The organism is Paenibacillus sp. strain BS8-2 (assembly GCF_054483835.1).
The window spans coordinates 679,002-697,500 of record NZ_CM137010.1 but is presented as its reverse complement, the minus strand read 5'-3'; the positions used below and the strand labels follow the sequence as shown (position 1 = coordinate 697,500).

Sequence of the window (18,499 nt, the reverse complement as noted above, 5' to 3'; positions counted from 1 at the left end):
TGAGGAAGGCTCGTCCGCTCAGGGTAAGTCGGGACCTAACGCGAGGCCGAAAGGCGTAGTGGAAGGACAACAGGTTGATATTCCTGTACCACCGAAGATTGTTTGAGCAATGGGGTGACACAGAAGGGCAGTGACGCCGGCTGATGGAATAGCCGGTCCAAGCAGTGAGGCTAGTTGGTAGGCAAATCCGCCAACTATAAGGCTGGGCTGTGATGGGGAGCGAAAATTGCAGTAGCGAAGGTCATGTACTCCGGCTGTCGAGAAAAGCCTCTAGTTAGATCTAGGTGCCCGTACCGCAAACCGACACAGGTAGGCGAGCAGAGCATGCTAAGGCGCGCGGAAGAACTCTCGTTAAGGAACTCGGCAAAATGACCCCGTAACTTCGGGAGAAGGGGTGCCTCGGTAGGGTGAATAGCCCGAGGGGGCCGCAGTGAAAAGGCCCAAGCGACTGTTTAGCAAAAACACAGGTCTGTGCGAAGCCGTAAGGCGAAGTATACGGGCTGACGCCTGCCCGGTGCTGGAAGGTTAAGGGGAGCGGTTAGGGGTAACCCGAAGCTGTGAACCGAAGCCCCAGTAAACGGCGGCCGTAACTATAACGGTCCTAAGGTAGCGAAATTCCTTGTCAGGTAAATTCTGACCCGCACGAATGGCGTAACGACTTGGGCGCTGTCTCAACGAGAGATCCGGTGAAATTTTAATACCTGTGAAGATGCAGGTTACCCGCGACAAGACGGAAAGACCCCATGGAGCTTTACTGCAGCTTGATATTGGACTTTGGTACGATCTGTACAGGATAGGTGGGAGCCTTTGAAGCCTGAGCGCCAGCTTAGGTGGAGGCGCCGTTGGGATACCACCCTGATCGTATCGGAGTTCTAACCTAGTACCGTGAAACCGGTACGGGGACCGTGTCAGGCGGGCAGTTTGACTGGGGCGGTCGCCTCCTAAAATGTAACGGAGGCGCCCAAAGGTTCCCTCAGAATGGTTGGAAATCATTCGAAGAGTGCAAAGGCATAAGGGAGCTTGACTGCGAGACCTACAAGTCGAGCAGGGACGAAAGTCGGGCTTAGTGATCCGGTGGTACCGAATGGAAGGGCCATCGCTCAACGGATAAAAGCTACCCTGGGGATAACAGGCTTATCTCCCCCAAGAGTCCACATCGACGGGGAGGTTTGGCACCTCGATGTCGGCTCATCGCATCCTGGGGCTGAAGTAGGTCCCAAGGGTTGGGCTGTTCGCCCATTAAAGCGGTACGCGAGCTGGGTTCAGAACGTCGTGAGACAGTTCGGTCCCTATCTGTCGCGGGCGCAGGAAATTTGAGAGGAGCTGTCCTTAGTACGAGAGGACCGGGATGGACGTACCGCTGGTGTACCAGTTGTTCCGCCAGGAGCACCGCTGGGTAGCCAAGTACGGACGGGATAAGCGCTGAAAGCATCTAAGCGTGAAGCCCCCCTCAAGATGAGATTTCCCAGTATGTAAGACCCCTTGAAGACGACGAGGTTGATAGGTTCGGGGTGGAAGCACAGCAATGTGTGGAGCTGACGAATACTAATCGGTCGAGGGCTTATCCTACACGCTTATCTGTTCATACAAACGATAAGCAACAGCTTAAAGGTTCAGCAAACCTTTCGTATCCAGTTTTCAAGGTGTAATATACTTGATGAAGTCACCCACAGTGATGTGGTTTTTTTATTGGCCTTTAGCTCAGCTGGTTAGAGCGCACCCCTGATAAGGGTGAGGTCGGTGGTTCGAGTCCACTAAGGCCAACCATTCCAATTTCCAGATACGGGGCCATAGCTCAGCTGGGAGAGCGCCTGCCTTGCAAGCAGGAGGTCAGCGGTTCGATCCCGCTTGGCTCCACCATATTCCCTGATAGCTCAGTTGGTAGAGCACTCGACTGTTAATCGAGTTGTCACAGGTTCGAGTCCTGTTCGGGGAGCCATACAGAGAGGTGTCCGAGTGGTCGAAGGAGCACGATTGGAAATCGTGTATACGGCAACGTATCGAGGGTTCGAATCCCTTCCTCTCTGCCAGAACAGCTTATTTTCACTAAGCAGCTCTTGCTTTGCAGTACTGTACGTTAAGGCCCGTTGGTCAAGGGGTTAAGACACCTCCCTTTCACGGAGGTAACAGGGGTTCGAATCCCCTACGGGTCACCATATATGGAGGATTAGCTCAGCTGGGAGAGCATCTGCCTTACAAGCAGAGGGTCGGCGGTTCGATCCCGTCATCCTCCACCATATATCTGTTCAAAATGACGCGGGGTGGAGCAGCTCGGTAGCTCGTCGGGCTCATAACCCGAAGGCCGCAGGTTCAAATCCTGCCCCCGCAACCAAATTACTTTCGGATACAATCCGAAAAACGCTGTGGAGCTGTGGTGTAGAGGCCTAACATGCCTGCCTGTCACGCAGGAGACCGCGGGTTCGAATCCCGTCAGCTCCGCCACTTTTTATCCAAAAAGTGAAGAAGTCCTTCGAAGCTAATTCCGATTACTTTTACGGGGACCCCACTTGCAGGGAAGCATGGCTCGGTAGCTCAGTTGGTAGAGCAAAGGACTGAAAATCCTTGTGTCGGCGGTTCGATTCCGTCCCGAGCCACCATACAACTTCATTATGCCGCTGTAGCTCAACTGGTAGAGCAACTGACTTGTAATCAGTAGGTTGGGGGTTCAAGTCCTCTCGGCGGCACCATCATATGGCGGTCGTGGCGAAGGGGTTAACGCACCGGTCTGTGGCTCCGGCATTCGTGGGTTCAAGTCCCATCGATCGCCCCATATGTTGCTTCAAACATTGGTTAATGTTGGGGATTAGCCAAGCGGTAAGGCAACGGACTTTGACTCCGTCATTCTCAGGTTCGATCCCTGAATCCCCAGCCATCTTTTATCAAGAGCCATTAGCTCAGTTGGTAGAGCACCTGACTTTTAATCAGGGTGTCGAAGGTTCGAGTCCTTCATGGCTCACCAGTTTCATATGCGGTTGTGGTGGAATGGCAGACACGCTATCTTGAGGGGGTAGTGGGCGTACGCCCGTGGAGGTTCGAGTCCTCTCAACCGCACCAAACAAATTTCATATGCGGTCATGGCGGAATTGGCAGACGCGCTAGATTCAGGTTCTAGTGGTGTAACAACCGTGGAGGTTCGAGTCCTCTTGACCGCACCATGATTTGCGGAAGTGGCTCAGCGGTAGAGCATCGCCTTGCCAAGGCGAGGGTCGCGGGTTCGATTCCCGTCTTCCGCTCCAACATTTTTTTGCGCGGCCTTAGCTCAGCTGGATAGAGCGTTTGACTACGAATCAAAAGGCCAGGAGTTCGAATCTCTTAGGCCGCGCCATTGTTACGGGATGTAGCTCAGCTTGGTAGAGCACCTGGTTTGGGACCAGGGGGTCGCATGTTCAAATCGTGTCATCCCGATTAATGAGAGAAGCTCTTTATCCATTTGGATAGAGGGCTTTTCTTTTTTGTTATAAAATGACTAATTTTCGAATTTACTTATTATAGTCTGTCCTAGCAACTTATGTCATCCTTCGTTCGTTAGAAGGGTACATACACATAAGGGGGCTGATTCGATGAAGGTGGGATCTTCGTTGGCAGGAGTCGAGAGAGGGAAGCGCCGGCGGTTCCGATGGTTGGCTGCAGCATGGCTCGCAATTGTTGTCTTTGTAAGCGCATGTTCAAGCGGGGATGATAATGTGGGGAACAGCAGGTCGGAGAGTACGACGAAGGATGAGGCATCGGAGGCTGCTGAATTCAGCTTTGATAGCAGCGATCGTTCATTAGAGCCTTTAAGGACGAAAGAGGAACGCGGGGAGCACCCGAAACCGCAAGAAGAGGTTCAAGCCGGCCAATTAACGGCGGGAGAATGGGATGATCTTGCCGCATGGGAGGCATTTAACGATTTGTTGAATAGTCAGGAGGGTGATAGCAGCAAACATTTCTGGCGATTCGGCAATTTTCATCGGCTGGAGGTAGCTGTTACCGCTAACGGCAGAGCTGTGGCGGACGCAGAGGTTGTGCTGCAATCCGACAACCAGACGATTTGGGAGGCACGGACGAATACGGATGGTATCGCATACGTTTATGCAGGATTGTATGAGCGCGAGGTTCGTAACAACAGCGCTTATAAAGTTCACATCCGCAAAGGGCAGATTGAGAAATCGATGCAGGAGCTGGACATGGTTCGGCAAGGAGCTATCAAAATCGATATTGGCGCTAAAGCAGAGGGCACGGAGCCGTCCAGTCTAGTTGATCTGATGTTTGTTGTCGACACAACAGGTTCGATGCAAGATGAGCTGAACTATTTGTCAGCCGAGCTGAAGGACGTGGTGAAACGGGTAGCGGATGAACATGCGAATCAACTCGGAATAAGAGTGAGCGCTAACTTCTATCGCGATGAAGGGGATCAATATGTAACAAGGCCATACCCATTTACGACGGATATAAATCAAGTTGTGGAGCAGTTCGGTCAGCAGTCTGCTGGTGGTGGGGGAGATTACCCGGAAGCGGTTGATCAGGCGCTCCGCGACGCCATTAAGGAGCATAATTGGAGCAAGGATGCACGCGCAAGACTTTTGTTCTTGGTTCTGGATGCTCCGCCGCATGAGGATGTTCAAATTATTGAAGAAATCCATGAATTGATTGAGGAAGCCTCGTCCAAAGGTATACGAATAATTCCGGTCGCTTCGAGCGGCGTGAACGTGGACACGGAATATCTACTGCGGTTCATGTCTGTTGCGACGGGCGGAACCTACTTGTTCCTGACCGATGACAGCGGCATCGGAGGAGATCACCTGGAGCCTGCGGCAGGCGAATACGAGGTAAAGCTGCTGCGCGATTTGTTAGTGGAAGTAATTAACCGTTATGTAAGCTGACGAATAGATAGGAACAAAAGAAAGGGATATGCGGACAATCGCATATCCCTTTGCTGGCTTGTGACGATATACTAATTGCTAACCGTCGGACCGCTTAACACGGATGTACTTACCGCATCCGACGTCATGTCCGTCGTGTGGAAGTAATACGAATGAATGCCTATCGGAAGCTTGGTCGTATACGTATAGGCTTTGCCGTCCGCATAATTGGTATCCGCCGGATTGGCTGCTTGCATCGTACGTATAACCCCATCCAGTACAAGCTCTACGACGAACGGTGCTTTATTGTCTGCATCGGTGTAAGTCACGTTAAATGTAAAGTCCGTTGTCGGATCGCCACTCGATACGCTGACGCCACCGCTTGTTAATGTTGGAGCGGTACCGCTAGCAACATTGGTTGCTTTAATTTCGTCGATCAGCATTTCTCCATACGTTCCGCCGGTTTGGCTGAACCAGATGGACAACTGAGCGTTCTTTTTGTTAACAGCATGCGTAAGACCGTCGAGATCGAATGCAAGATCGGTCCAAGTGGAAGGCACGCTTGCCCAGCCGCCAGTCAAATTATGAGTACGAGTGCCGTCGTACAGGTCGACTCTCATGCGCAAATTCGTATGGCTTGGATTTTTGACGGTGAAGTTCAGATAACGATAGCCCGACAGGTCGAAAATATTGTTCCACGGCTGGAACTTGGCGTAAGATGTCGCTGAGCTAGGTGTCTGCGTGAACTTGCCGACCGTACGTCCATCCACTGTCGTCTTGGCGAACGTGCCGGTACCGCCGTTCTGATTGTACCAGTTGACCCATGGCATGCTGCTCTTGGAGCCCCATAGTCCGCCTCCTCCCATATCGTCGTAGAGAAGAGGGGTAGATGGATCCGGCAGCTTAGGCGCTACATTATAGTGTGTGGAGCTATAAGAATCCTTGCCATTGGCATCCGTGCCTTTGACATCGATACGGCGATAAGTGAACGGAGCTGCGGTGCTCTCGTCAAGTACGCTGGCGAATGCATCGCCGGATGCCGTCATGTTTGTATAACCTGTGCCTGGCATGTTCACATTCGATTGCAACGAGGTAAGGCCAGCCCCAGGATCCGCGAAGATGGTAACATTGCCGCGTACATAATCGCCGATAACCGGGGAGAGAATCGGCAGTTCTAACGGCAGGTCACCGGCAGAGATAGCTGTGCTGTCTGTTGCGCTAAGTCCCATGATCGTATACAGAAGACCAGCTTGGATGCTGATACTGAATTCGTTGTAGCGCCACTGGTTCGTATCATCTTGGTAAAGCGAACGATCCTCGTACCAAGGACTTACGCTTTTGTTATCTTTCGTATCCTTAATAATAGGTCCGCCGACCATGGCACCTGGCAATACGATACCGCGGGCGTCCGGCGTGTTGGCTTCTTCGTCGTAACGGGTATGCGGGAAGTCCACGAAGTCGGAGCCAATACCCGATACCCAGCTGATGTTCCACGGATTTTCGCCGAAGATCCAGTATAGACCTTTGAGTACGCCATTCAGAGCTTCAGGGTCGCCGAACAGCTCGTAATACCGGAGCAGGTCGCCGAGGTACGAGGCATGCGGTTCGTTAACACCGAAATTCTCGAAATGGTTAAATACGCCGTATGGTGTATCATCGGCTGTCGACAGGAAGTAATCAACTTGCTGTCTCAGCAAATCATGAATATGTGCTTGCGTCGTGCTGTCCGCGACTGGATAGAACTCCGCGAGCGACATCGGGCGCATGTCCCAATAATTTGTCGCGTACAGATCCGAGAACCCGATCGCGTTGATTTTGGTAGTAGCTGCGTTCTTGTAATCGATGTCGTTCGTTAGCAGATACAGCTGAACATCAGCAAGCAGCATGGAATTGTCGATGCCGCCGCGCGTCTGGTAAGAGCCGATCGGGTCGCTGTAATGGCTTAGCACGTAGGAGTGGAATACTTCTGCAGCCGCCTGACATTCGGCGGCAAATGCGGTTAGCGCAGTAACGTTTGACGGATCGATATCGCCGTTCGCGATAGCCGTATGAATGGCGCGTGCAGTAGCGGCTAGCGAGCCCGCGGCTTTAGCGGATCCGCCGATGTTATAGTCGGATATTTTGCGATCGTCAGCTGTGCCCGGGATGTTGTCGGTATTTTTGGTCGGGTGCACGAAGGAAGCGTTGTTCCGGATATTGTACATCGCGCCGCCGAACTGGTCAGCGATCTTGATGTAGTATTCGCTGCCCCAGATCGCTTCATCGATGAGGTCCGGCACGCCGTTGGCGTCGTTGTCGAACTCGACGCTGCTCTCGTCCGCGTAGCGGATATAAGCGAGCGCGATCTCCGCGGCTACCCAGTGGTTACCGCCGTATTTGCCATAGTCGCCTGCATCATACCATCCGCCGGTTAGATCATATTGCACCGTGCCGTCTGGAGAGGCAGCGTCGTCCAGATGTCCGGCTTCGTGATAGAGCTTCGCAGAAGGCGCGACGCTGCTGTAGCCAGCCGGATAGGCGTCTACGGTAGAGATGCTGGCTCGCTGCAGACGATAGAAGGCGGTCATCTCGTCCTTGTAGTTGTCCCAGACGTTTGTCTGAATCGGGAAGGGGAAGGAGGAGATGCCGTTTGTGTTCACGGTGTAGTTATCGCCAACCGTGGACAAGGTCGAGAAATCGACGGTGTACACGTGTTTGCCCCAGGTTACTCCCTCATATGCCATGCTGCCGGATGCAACGACCGTATTGCTGGCATTGCGTACTTCATAGGAGGTGTCAACGAGCGGTTGCACGGAGGTGACTTTAGCGTTCTTAACGTCATTAACGCTATATCCGGCCTGACTCGCGACAACGTCGATGAGCTGGCTGGAGTTGACGATGGTCGGCTGTGCTACAGGTGTGGTGGCTGCGCCGTCAGAGCTAAGGTCCGTCGCGCGGAAGTAGTAGGAGTGAGAGCCGACGGGCAGCTTGGTCAGGTAGGTATAGGATTTGCCATCGGTATAGTCGACGTCCCACGCATCGGTTTCCCGCATTTCGTAGGCTTTGTCATCGATGACGACTTGCATGGCGTACGGTTTCTCGTTGTCGCTATCGGTGTAGGTGGCAGAGAAAGTGAAGGATGTGTTCTGATTAGGGCTGCCAGTGGTATTGGAGGTCATGCTTGTGCCGGACAAGACGGGTGCGCTGCTTCCGGAGGCGGTTGTTGCGACGATGTCGTCCATCCAGATTTCGCCGTAAGAACCGCTCGTTTGGCGCAGCCAAATTTCGAATTTGACCTTCTTCTTGTCAATTGCAGGCGTGAGCGCATCCAAATCGAATTGGCGGGTTGTCCAGCTGCTGCCCACGGTTTCCCAGTTCATCAGCGTATAATAACGTGAGCCGTCGTGAATGACGACTCGCAGACGTGCGTCAGTATAACCCGGATTTTTGAGCGAGAAGTTCAAATAGCGATAGCCCCTCAAATCGACAGTTTCGTTCCAAGGCTGGAACTTCGCCCATGAATTGCTGGATGCAGGTGTTTGTTTGAACTTGCCAACTTGACGAGAATCCTCGGTGGTTTTCTCGAAGGTGCCGGTGCCGCCGTCTTGATTCCACCAGTTCATCCAGTTTTGTTTGAAAACACCGCCTCCCGAAAAGTTGTCATAGACTAGCGGATTGCTTGGTCCAGGCAATGGAGCGATTGCGGCTTGCGTAGCCATTGGCGCAGCAGTCATAACAGGAATAGCAAGGGCGATTCCCAAGCTAAGTGCGGTCAAACGTTTGGCTCCGGATGGCATCCAACTTCTTAACGACATTACATAAAACCTCCTATTTATCGTTTTCATGTGAGCACGCCCATAGGCTGCTGATAGATGATGTGAAGCGTATCCCCTGCGGCATACGCATTACCTTATCCCTCCTATTCCATTTTGAATCCGCTTTCAGTTCAATATAATAGAGGCTAACACGGTAGACAAGCAATGATGGATTATGAACAGTAGATGATTTATTTCTATTTTCTGATTAATTACAAATGGAGAAGGTGGAGAACATGGGTGTCGATGATAATCGTAGTCGCTTACCCTCAAGTGTGATATGTTAGTAAAAAACGACATGCTGTCTGACTTTCGACACGAATCGACTTGGGGGAGCATCTATGGCGGTCATTGCTAGGGAAAGAATGAAAGCGGTTTATTTGCCGCTGCGTATAAAATTTATGATCTTGTTTTGTTTTCTGATCGTTATCCCGTTTGTTGTCATCGGCACGATCACCTACCTCAAATATTCGGAGGGGGTCGAGCGCAATACGGCCGAGTTGTCCAATCAGCTTGTGGATCAGATGAGCGTTAGTCTGGATCGATACATTAAGGAAATCGAGCGGCTTACGCTTATGCCGTTCTATGACGAAACGATTATGCACATCCTCAAGAACCATCGCGAGTTTGCGGCGGCAAGTCCGTATTTGACTACGGATGAAACGTCCAAAATGAATCTATTTATATCTTCCCTATCGTATGACCGGCCAGAGCTGGCAAGCATCTCGATCTTCACTAATGATGGGAGCGTGTTCAGCAATCTGGAGCAAAGCATCAAAAGCCGCTGGAATATGATGACCGCGGATGAGGATTGGGTGAACCGGCTGAAGGAAGAGGATGGTGGTCTTGTTATCCTCCCTCCTCATCAAGCGGACTACTATATGCGCCCCATGACCGTTGTATCGATTGCGCGCATCATTCGCGAGCCTTACTCGAATAAGACGCTTGGTGCAATCAAAATAGATCTCACGCCGATAGGATTCGAGTCCATCCTCTCTACCGCAAGTCTTGGCGGGAACGGGAGCTTGACCATTACGGATCGTTCGGGAGAACAAATGAATGCGAGTGAGCCGACTGATAGGGGAGAATATTCAGCAACAGAAGCCAGTTCGGCGACCGATGACGCATTTATTCGGGCATCCGTCCAATCGGATTACACGGGATTACAAATCACGGCCATGATGTCGCGTTATGAGCTGCGCAAGGAAGCCAGGGAGCTGTCGCGTTATACGTTGATCGTATCGATTGCGGCATTGGCGGCGGCTGTTATAGCAGCGGTCGTATCGGCAAGCCGTCTCGTGAGGCCTATAGCCCATCTGCACGCCAAGATGAGATTGGCCAAGCGGGGCATGTTCCAGGAACGTGCGATCGTGACGACGAATGATGAGATCGGTCAGTTGACCGAAGGTTTTAACGGGATGATTGGAGAGATCGACCGGCTGGTCAAAGAGGTTTACGAGACGAAGCTTCGTGAGAGAGAAGCTGAGCTGTTCGCACTGCAAAGCCAGATTCACCCTCATTTTCTATACAATACGCTAGAAATGATGAATATGCTGGCGCTGCAAGGCAACGGACAGCAGCTATCCATGATTGCAACCAATCTCGGAAAGCTGCTGCGGTATACCGTTGATCGGAAGGAGCAGCAGGTATTGTTGCAGGATGAGCTGAAGTTTGTTGACTCGTATTTGCAAATTCAAGCGCTGCGCCTCGGTAATAATTTGCGGACCTCTGTCCGTGTCGATTCCTCCTACGACCGCTGTGTGGTGCCTAAGCTGATGCTGCAGCCGCTTGTCGAGAACGTCATCGAGCATGCGATGGGCTCAGCCCCGGTGGAGCTTATGATCTCGGCACGCGTGGAGGAAGATGATTGGATTATCATGGTGAAGGACAACGGTGTCGGCATGAGCCAAGAGCGCATGCTCAACCTGGAGAAGGCGATTCATGAGTCGGAACATATGAGTCAACAACAAGGCAGCAGCTTTGGTCAAGTGCGCAAAGGATTTGCACTTCGTAATGTGCATCAACGGATCAGGCTGCTACATGGCGAACCGTACGGATTGACGCTTGACCACGCCGTAGAGCAGGGCGTCACATTCCATATCCGACTGCCGATCGAATGGGGGATCTAACATGTATAAAGTATTTCTTGTGGAAGACGAGATTATAATTCGATCAGGACTAAGGCAGCTGCTCGAGCAGGTGATCGGAGGGTATCAGATCATAGGAGAGGCAAGCAACGGCAAAGAAGCGTTGGATATGCTTAAATTAGTGCAGCCCGATGTACTGATTACGGATATTCGGATGAACGAGATGAACGGCCTGGATATGATCAAACGACTGCGCGATCAGTATCCCGACCTCTATGTGCTTATCTTGAGTGGATATGCAGACTTCGAATACGCGAAGCAGGCGATTCGATACGGGATCAGCGATTACTTGTTGAAGCCGGTTGACCGCGTGGAGCTGGCGCAAGCGCTGGATACGTTCAAGCGCAAAGCAAGAAGCAAGGATGCGGCGGTGGCAGCAAGCGATGCGGCGGAGGGCCAGGCGGGCGACGAAGAAAAGGCGCATCAGGGAAGGCAGCTGATCCGCCGAGTCAAGCAATTGATTGCAGAGCGGCTCGATCAGGAAATTTCGTTACAGTACATCGCAGAGCAAGTGCATCTCAATCATCAATATTTGTCGGTGTTATTCAAGAATGAGACCGGCCAGAACTTCTCGGATTACGTGACCCAGTGCCGCATGAGCAAAGCCAAGCAGCTGCTCAAGGATACGAATTTGAAAGTATATGAGATTTCGGTGTTGTCGGGGTATATCAGCGCCAAACATTTTATGGCCGTCTTTAAGGAGGCAGTCGGTATGACACCATCGCAATATCGTGATCAAATTGAAAGCGCAATCTCGAATTTTCATACCTAATCTCGAATTACAGTGATTTTTCTCCGAATGGGAAATTCGTATACTTAGACTCATGAAAGCGCTTCAAGGTGCAAGACAAGAGACTGAGAGGGGATAATCACAGTGAGAAAAAGCTCGATGATGCTTCTGGCCATGGTACTAGTGCTGACGCTGCTGGCAGGCTGTGCAGGAGGTTCGAACGGAACGAACAACACGACAAACGGTGAGCAAGGCTCAACCAATACTTCCAAGAACGGGGCGACAGAAACGGAAAAGCCCAAAAAACAAGTAAAGCTGCAGTTCAGCATTTGGGGCAATGACGCTCACAAAGCGATGTATGAAGAATTGGTCAAAGCCTTCCAGGTTGAGCATCCGAATGTCGAAGTCGAGATTGTGACGATCCCGTTCGCCGATTACCAACAGAAGCTGTCTATCATGCTGGCTTCCAAAACCGCACCGGATGTAGGCTGGCTCGCAGAGCGTATGATCCCGCAATTCTTGGAGTCGGGTCAATTGGTTGATATTGCGGCAAGTGTGAAGGACGACGCAGACTACAACTTCGCGGACGTATTCCCTTCTACGCTGGAGCTGTTCTCCAAAGAAGACAAGCTGTACGGCATTCCATTCTCCACGCCGCCAGTGCTGATCTACTACAACAAGACGTTGTTCCAGGAAAAAGGGCTCAAAACACCTTCCGAGCTGTATGCGGAGGGCAACTGGAACTATGATGAGTTTCTGAAAGCAGCCAAAACAATCGCCGATCCAGGTAAAGGCGTATACGGCGTGAAGCTTGTTCGTGAATGGAAAAACTGGTCCGATGCGCTGCTGCCGCTGTTCTGGTCGCATGGCGCTGACGTATTCAACGCCGATGGAACCGAATTTACGCTGAACTCGCCGGAAGGCGTGAAAGCGCTGCAAGTGTACAACGATATGCTCTTCAAGGATAGCGTTCACCCGAAGCCGGGCGACGAAATTACATTTGATACGGGCAAGATCGGCATGTACACCGACCGTTACAGCTACGTGTCCAAGGCTCGCGCTGTTACCGACTTCGAATGGGACATCGCGCCAATGCCCGAAGGCATGAACGGCCGCGGCACATCACTCGGCTACGCAGGTTATTCCGTATTCGAGACAGAGCATCCGGAAGAAGCGACAGCGTTCTTGAAATTCGTAACGAATGCACAATCGATGGGGGTAACTTCGCAATACTTCGTACCTTCCCGTAAATCCGTCCTTGAATCTGACGTATTCCTGAAGGCAGCTCCGCAGCCATCTGCAGAAAGCATTCAAGTGGCCGTGCTCGAACAAATGGAAGGCGCCCGCATCGCTCCTGGCCATAAAAATTGGCAGCAAATCGACGTGAAGGTTCAAACGCTGCTGGACTACTTGTACACACAAAGCGAATCGGTAGAGGACGTGCTTGCACGGATGGAATCCGAAGTTAGTCCGCTCTTGAAGTAACAGATTGTTTTGGTAGACCCGCTTTGCGAATCCAACACGCTACGCGTCACCGGCCGGGCTTCCCTAGAAGTCCGGCCGGACCTCCCAAAGGAGAGAACTTCGAATGTTGAAATCTGAAAAGTGGTACGGCTACCTGTTCATCAGCCCTATGGTGCTCGGCTTTGCCGTCTTCATGCTCATACCCATTGTTACCGCGTTCGCGATGAGCTTTACAGATTGGTCCCTGCTCCGCGAAACGTCATTTATCGGCCTCGACAATTACACGAAGGCGTTTACGAACGATCCCGTGTTCTGGGAAACGGTCGGCAACACGCTCTACTTCTCGGCCGGCCTCGTTCCGCTTAATATGATTCTTGCGCTTGGGTTAGCCTTGCTGCTCAAAAACAATATCCCCGGCATCGGCTTCTTCCGAACCGCTTTGTTTACACCGGTCGTCACATCATTAGTCGTATGGGCGATCGTCTTCAAGTACATTTTTGCTACGGACGCGGGCATGATCAACCAACTGCTCAAACTGATCGGCGTGCAAGGACCTGCTTGGCTCTATAACCTGGAACTGGCTATGCCGGTCGTCATCGTGGTCAGCGTACTCAAAAATGTCGGCATGAACATGGTCATCTTCCTCGCCGCATTGCACGACGTGCCAAAAATGTATTATGAAGCTGCGAGCCTCGACGGCGCCTCCAAATGGAAAACCTTTACGCATGTGACACTGCCGATGATCTCGCCTTCCGTATTTCTCGCGATGATTCTGACGCTGATCGGCTCGCTAAAGGTGTTCGGCCAAATCTATGTCATGACCGGTGGTGGACCGGGCACAAGCACGTATGTACTGGTTTATTATATTTATCAGCAAGCGTTTAAGCTGTATGAGTTCGGTTATGCCTCGGCAGTCGCGTTTATTCTGTTTTTCCTGGTGCTGCTGCTGACTCTGCTGCAATGGAGCGCAAGAAAGAGGTGGGTGCATCATGAACAATAATTTGACACGCAGAGACGGGATCATCTCCCGATCATTGACGTATTTGCTGCTGAGCGTCGTGACCGCGATTATGCTCGTACCATTCTTCTGGATGGTGACGACCTCGCTCAAGGATCAGACCAAAATCTTTTTGTTCCCGCCGCAGTGGCTGCCAAGTCCGATCGAGTGGGGCAACTATGTTGAAGTGTTCACGCGCCAGCCGTTTCATCTGTATCTGTTCAACAGTGCATATATTGGAGTCATCGTTACACTCGGCACCTGCGTCTTTGCTTCGTTGGCAGGTTACGCGTTCGCGAAGCTTAAGTTCCCGTATAAGAATGCCATCTTTCTTGTGTTGCTCAGCAGCATGATGATCCCGACCGAGGTGACGGCGATTCCATTGTTCCAATGGATGTCGAAGCTAGGACTCGTCAACACACATTTCCCGCTGATCGTGCCGCCGATGCTTGGCGCTTACGGAATGTTTGGCGTGTTTCTACTCCGCCAATTCTTTATCACGGTACCTTCCGACCTGGATGAAGCGGCCAAAATCGACGGCTGCACGCCATGGACGACGTTCTGGCGGATTATGTTCCCGCTGTGCGCCCCGGCGCTATCGACATTATGTATCTTCGTGTTTCTGCATAGCTGGAACGAGTTTTTTGAACCGCTCATCTATTTGAGCTCCAGCGATCTCTACACGCTGCCGCTTGCATTGTCACTCTTCACCGACCAAAGCGGCACCGAATGGCATTTGCTGATGGCGGCCTCCGTCATCGCAACGCTTCCGCTGTTGATCGTATTCTTTTTCGCCCAGAAGCGGTTTATCGAGGGTGTAGCCATGACCGGCATCAAATAAATAGATAACGGCAATAAGAGCTGACCTTCCGATAAGAAGAAGGGCAGCTCTTGTTCGATATATATAGATAATCTAGAAATAAGTCACATTTTAGTTCCTATTCATCATCGCCAAGCCCGATAATTCGCGGTAAGATGTAATAAATTACAATAGAATGCAAGCCGCCGTATCTCGATACGGCGGCTATACGCAAATATGCTGACAGAACGGGGGGGCCTCATGTACAAAATATTGGTAGTCGACGACGAGCCGAGAGTCAGTATGGGTATCCGTAATTTTCTGTTAGCATCCGATTTGAAGATTAATTATATCGAAACGGCGCTTAATGGCTTCGAGGCAATCGACTATTTGCGAATGGATCACTTTGATCTTGTATTAACGGATATTCAGATGGGACGAATGAGCGGTCTCGAGCTGATGGAGACGATCTATATGGAGCAGCCGCATCTTCCGATCATCGTGATTTCTGCTCACGAAAAATTCGAATTCGCCAAGAAATCACTCCGGCTTGGTGCAAGGGACTACTTGGTCAAACCGGTCGAGCAAATAGAGCTGCTGCGCGTCGTCGGTCAAGTGCTGCAGGAGAAGGAAGAATACGGCAAGCAAACGCTGGAGCAGGCGAGAGGGCAAAAGGAAGAAGAAAAAACGGGGATGTCGAGACGAAACGAGCTCCTAATGGAGCTTGTTACCGAAAAAAACTTGAACCCCAAAGATTATGACGAGCTGCTGTCCGAGCTGAAGCCAAGCAGTGAAGGCGCTTGTTTCGGCATGCTGTCGATCAGGCTGGAGCTCGGCAGCGGCGGCTTTAGCAACCGGCAGATTAAGCTGAACGATCGTAAGCTGCTCAAGTACGGGGCTGTCAACATTATCGAAGAAAGTCTGCAAGAGTGGAAGGGCTTAGTGTTTAACGGCTATGGGAACGAGCTGATTGCCATGGTGCAAATTTATGATTATTACGCGAATGACTCTCAGCAACAGCAACAGCTCAAAAGCCAGCTTCAATTAATCGGTCAGCTAGTCACGATGAATATCAAACAATATTTGAATATCGAATCGGCTGTTGGTTTAAGTACGTTGAGTCCGAATGTGTTTATGCTGCCCAAGCTAATGGAAGAAGCCGGGGCGGCCATCGAGTGGCGCAAGCTTCATCCGGGACAAAAGGTATTTTACTTCGACGATATCGCATCGCAGCAAAACTTGAATATCGTGGAGTGGATGAACAAGGTCGATGAATATATGGAGCTCTTGAAATCCTCCTCAGAGGATCCTGCTTCGATCGTTCCTTCGTTAATCACCGGGCAACTGACCAAATACGGCCCAACCGAGGAGCTATTTAATAGCTGTTTCGGTATGCTGGTATACCGGATGTACGGATTGCTGCTGGAATACGGGCATAGCCAGCTTATCTCCCTGCATCGTTTTGATCCGTCGGTCTACTTCCGGAACTCTAATGCGGATGCGAAGCTGGAGGCATTAAACGTGTATATCGGTGAGGTTGTTATGCAATTGTATGAGATGGGCAAGGAGCGGGATAAATCGATACTGGCTCGGATAACCGGATATATTAGGGAGCATTATCGCAATCCCGCCCTCAAAATTCAAGATATAGCAAATGAGGTCCACTTCAGTACGGCCTATCTCGGTTATTTGTTCAAAAAAGAAATGAAAAAAAATCTATGGGATTTTGTAACCGAGCAACGGATCGAAGAGGCCAAGCGGCTGCTTACTTCGACGGACAAAAAAAGATACGAGGTGGCCTACGAGGTCGGCTATGAATCGCCGGAGCACTTTAGTCGAATGTTCAAGCGGTATGTGGGCATCAGTCCGGCGGAGTTCCGCAAGGACATCCAGGGGTGAGACAACTGAAGCTGAAATATAAAGTGACGATCGCATTCCTCCTATTTATCGTCGCTCCGTTCCTGGTTGTCGGGTGGTATTCTGCGTATAAGACATCGGAGTCGATGAAGGATGAAATAGGGAGAACGACGCTGCAGCTCGTAAATCAGAATCATGTCACGATCGAAAAAACGTTGTCCGCCGTAAATGATAAAATGGTTACGCTGCTTGATACGCATTTCTTCAGCAATCCCGCTCAGTATGCGTTCTGGACAGGCGTGGAGACGCTCGGTGAAATTAGCGCCGCCGATTCCATTCTTGAGCTGTGGTCCTCGGATGGAACGGAATATTCGTTGTTTATGAAAAATAAAGGCGGCAAACAAACGCCATTCCAGATGTTGAATAAGCAAACGGGTTTCATCTACGTGGAGGAAGGCGGAGCGGGGTTGCCCGATTGGGCGAAGGAAACATTAGGGCAGGGTGGCGGAAGCAGCGTCAGACTAGTCACGCTGCCCGGCGGAGCGACGACGGTTAGCTTCATGCGAGGCATCATGAATCCCAAGTCGTATGACGAAGTGATTGGGCTGCTGGTGGTGGCGAAGCTAGAGGTGCTGCTGACAAGGGATTTGGTTTCGGTCCAAATGCCGAAAAATGCGAGCAGCTATTTATTTAATGAGCAGAACGAGCTGTTAATGAAAACAGGCTCGACACCGTCTGAATTAATACAGATTCCGGTCGAGGCCAAGGATAAAATATCGGGATACTATTTTGCAACCGAGCATGGAACGAAATGGCTATACGCGTTTTCTCGTAAATCCGCTTATGAGACGACGTTGATCTATAAAATTCCTTACGAATCGATTACCGGCAATCAATCGTCTTTGATGGGGATGCTGATGGTATTGTCCGGCTTGTATCTATGCGTTGTGCTGTTATTTGTCTTGTATCTGCTAAGGATCGTTGTGAAACCGCTCGGCAAGCTGGTCTCCATAACGAAGTTGTACGAGCCGGGCAAAAAGTTGGAGCTGGATAGTGAACAGCTTCGTTCGGATGAATTCGGCATTCTGTACGGCGCTTTCCTCAAGATGACCAAACGTCTGGACCACTCGGTCGAAGAAAATTACGGCATGCAGCTGAAGCAGAGAGAGTACGAGCTTACGATGCTGCATTCTCAAATTACACCTCATTTGCTGTACAATACGCTGGATTCGATCTATTGGTATGCGCTGGACAGCGGCAATACGGATGTCGGCGACATGGTCAAGGATCTGTCCAAGCTGCTCCGCATCGGTCTTAGCAAAGGACGGAGTATGATCACGATCGAAGAAGAGCTGGAGCACGTGCGTGCATATACCCGTCTGCAGGCCAAAAGGTATCCAGACACGTTCGAGGTAGAGTGGCATGTAGATGCGGACTTGCTCTCATACATGACGCCAAAGGTCATTATGCAGCCGCTTGTCGAGAACGCAATCTTTCACGGCGTCAGCGCAATGGATGGCGAGGGGGTTATCCGTATCCGAGTCGAGCGAATCGAGGACGAGATCGAGTTATCCGTCGAGGATAACGGATTTGTGCCTGTCGACCTCGAACGTTTGGAGAGAATCGTTCAAGGAGAAGAGACGGACAAAGGTTATGGTATCCGCAATGTGCATCAGCGCGTGCAGCTGCATTACGACGAGGCGTACGGACTTCGGTATGAGCGTGCGGAAGGCGGCGGGCTGCGCGCCGTCATCCATATGCCGCTTAGAAAGCAGGCGTAAGACGGGCGACAATAGAAACGATCGAAGCGGGCCCCCACTATGGGGGCTTTTGTGATTTTAGTGTTTACTTTATATCACATTCATATAAG

General features: G+C 51.2%; 9 protein-coding genes, 18 tRNA genes and 1 rRNA gene (1 of these 28 running past the window's edge). 27 read left to right on the top strand and 1 reads right to left on the bottom strand.

Annotated features, from left to right (window positions below; translation table 11 throughout):
- From ACX1C1_RS02890 to ACX1C1_RS02795, 20 genes are all read left to right on the top strand, one after another.
- Positions 1–1,569: ribosomal RNA gene (locus ACX1C1_RS02890) — 23S ribosomal RNA — on the top strand (it extends 1,368 nt beyond the left edge of the window).
- A gap of 121 nt (positions 1,570–1,690) precedes the next feature.
- Positions 1,691–1,767, top strand: a tRNA-Ile gene (locus tag ACX1C1_RS02885).
- A 17-nt stretch (positions 1,768–1,784) separates the two neighbouring features.
- Positions 1,785–1,860: transfer RNA gene (locus ACX1C1_RS02880), tRNA-Ala, on the top strand.
- Between the two features lie 3 nt (positions 1,861–1,863).
- A tRNA-Asn gene (locus tag ACX1C1_RS02875) sits at positions 1,864–1,939 on the top strand.
- A 3-nt stretch (positions 1,940–1,942) separates the two neighbouring features.
- Positions 1,943–2,030 (top strand) — tRNA-Ser (locus ACX1C1_RS02870).
- Positions 2,031–2,081: 51 nt separating this feature from the next.
- Positions 2,082–2,156, top strand: a tRNA-Glu gene (locus ACX1C1_RS02865).
- Positions 2,157–2,161: 5 nt separating this feature from the next.
- A tRNA-Val gene (locus ACX1C1_RS02860) sits at positions 2,162–2,237 on the top strand.
- 18 nt (positions 2,238–2,255) lie between these two features.
- Positions 2,256–2,332: transfer RNA gene (locus tag ACX1C1_RS02855), tRNA-Met, on the top strand.
- A gap of 33 nt (positions 2,333–2,365) precedes the next feature.
- A tRNA-Asp gene (locus ACX1C1_RS02850) sits at positions 2,366–2,442 on the top strand.
- A 79-nt stretch (positions 2,443–2,521) separates the two neighbouring features.
- Positions 2,522–2,597 (top strand) — tRNA-Phe (locus ACX1C1_RS02845).
- A gap of 14 nt (positions 2,598–2,611) precedes the next feature.
- A tRNA-Thr gene (locus tag ACX1C1_RS02840) sits at positions 2,612–2,687 on the top strand.
- A 7-nt stretch (positions 2,688–2,694) separates the two neighbouring features.
- Positions 2,695–2,770: transfer RNA gene (locus tag ACX1C1_RS02835), tRNA-His, on the top strand.
- A gap of 27 nt (positions 2,771–2,797) precedes the next feature.
- A tRNA-Gln gene (locus ACX1C1_RS02830) sits at positions 2,798–2,872 on the top strand.
- A gap of 11 nt (positions 2,873–2,883) precedes the next feature.
- Positions 2,884–2,959, top strand: a tRNA-Lys gene (locus ACX1C1_RS02825).
- A 9-nt stretch (positions 2,960–2,968) separates the two neighbouring features.
- Positions 2,969–3,054 (top strand) — tRNA-Leu (locus tag ACX1C1_RS02820).
- Positions 3,055–3,068: 14 nt separating this feature from the next.
- Positions 3,069–3,155, top strand: a tRNA-Leu gene (locus ACX1C1_RS02815).
- A 6-nt stretch (positions 3,156–3,161) separates the two neighbouring features.
- Positions 3,162–3,236, top strand: a tRNA-Gly gene (locus tag ACX1C1_RS02810).
- A gap of 12 nt (positions 3,237–3,248) precedes the next feature.
- Positions 3,249–3,325: transfer RNA gene (locus tag ACX1C1_RS02805), tRNA-Arg, on the top strand.
- A gap of 6 nt (positions 3,326–3,331) precedes the next feature.
- Positions 3,332–3,405 (top strand) — tRNA-Pro (locus ACX1C1_RS02800).
- A 155-nt stretch (positions 3,406–3,560) separates the two neighbouring features.
- Complete coding sequence (locus ACX1C1_RS02795; protein WP_458955675.1) at positions 3,561–4,862, top strand: VWA domain-containing protein; 1,302 nt, start codon at positions 3,561–3,563, stop codon at positions 4,860–4,862.
- Positions 4,863–4,933: 71 nt separating this feature from the next.
- Here ACX1C1_RS02795 and ACX1C1_RS02790 read toward each other — a convergent pair whose 3' ends face one another.
- Entirely contained in the window at positions 4,934–8,635 is a 3,702-nt protein-coding gene (locus ACX1C1_RS02790) for a glycoside hydrolase family 9 protein (RefSeq protein ID WP_458955674.1), read from the bottom strand.
- 341 nt (positions 8,636–8,976) lie between these two features.
- Here ACX1C1_RS02790 and ACX1C1_RS02785 point away from each other — a divergent pair, with 341 nt between their 5' ends.
- The 7 genes from ACX1C1_RS02785 to ACX1C1_RS02755 all read left to right on the top strand — a co-directional run bounded on the left by ACX1C1_RS02785 (position 8,977) and on the right by ACX1C1_RS02755 (position 18,410).
- Positions 8,977–10,764: a cache domain-containing sensor histidine kinase gene (locus tag ACX1C1_RS02785; protein ID WP_458955673.1), complete on the top strand. Its 1,788-nt coding sequence runs from the start codon at positions 8,977–8,979 to the stop codon at positions 10,762–10,764.
- 1 nt (position 10,765) lies between these two features.
- Complete coding sequence (locus ACX1C1_RS02780) at positions 10,766–11,554, top strand: response regulator transcription factor (protein ID WP_458955672.1); 789 nt, start codon at positions 10,766–10,768, stop codon at positions 11,552–11,554.
- Between the two features lie 102 nt (positions 11,555–11,656).
- Positions 11,657–12,997, top strand: coding sequence for an ABC transporter substrate-binding protein (locus ACX1C1_RS02775; RefSeq protein ID WP_458955671.1), 1,341 nt, complete (start codon positions 11,657–11,659; stop codon positions 12,995–12,997).
- Between the two features lie 103 nt (positions 12,998–13,100).
- Positions 13,101–13,976 carry a carbohydrate ABC transporter permease gene (locus ACX1C1_RS02770; RefSeq protein WP_458955670.1) on the top strand — a complete coding sequence of 292 codons (876 nt, stop codon included), beginning with the start codon at positions 13,101–13,103 and terminating at the stop codon, positions 13,974–13,976.
- Positions 13,966–14,814, top strand: coding sequence for a carbohydrate ABC transporter permease (locus tag ACX1C1_RS02765; RefSeq protein ID WP_458955669.1), 849 nt, complete (start codon positions 13,966–13,968; stop codon positions 14,812–14,814). Before ACX1C1_RS02770 ends, ACX1C1_RS02765 begins: the two co-directional genes overlap by 11 nt.
- 219 nt (positions 14,815–15,033) lie before the next feature.
- On the top strand, positions 15,034–16,671 hold the full coding sequence (locus ACX1C1_RS02760) for a response regulator transcription factor (RefSeq protein WP_458955668.1): 1,638 nt from the start codon (positions 15,034–15,036) through the stop codon (positions 16,669–16,671).
- The gene (locus tag ACX1C1_RS02755) at positions 16,668–18,410 is read left to right on the top strand and encodes a sensor histidine kinase (RefSeq protein ID WP_458955667.1); all 1,743 of its coding nucleotides are present in this window, start codon (positions 16,668–16,670) and stop codon (positions 18,408–18,410) included. Before ACX1C1_RS02760 ends, ACX1C1_RS02755 begins: the two co-directional genes overlap by 4 nt.
- Positions 18,411–18,499 lie beyond the last annotated feature (89 nt).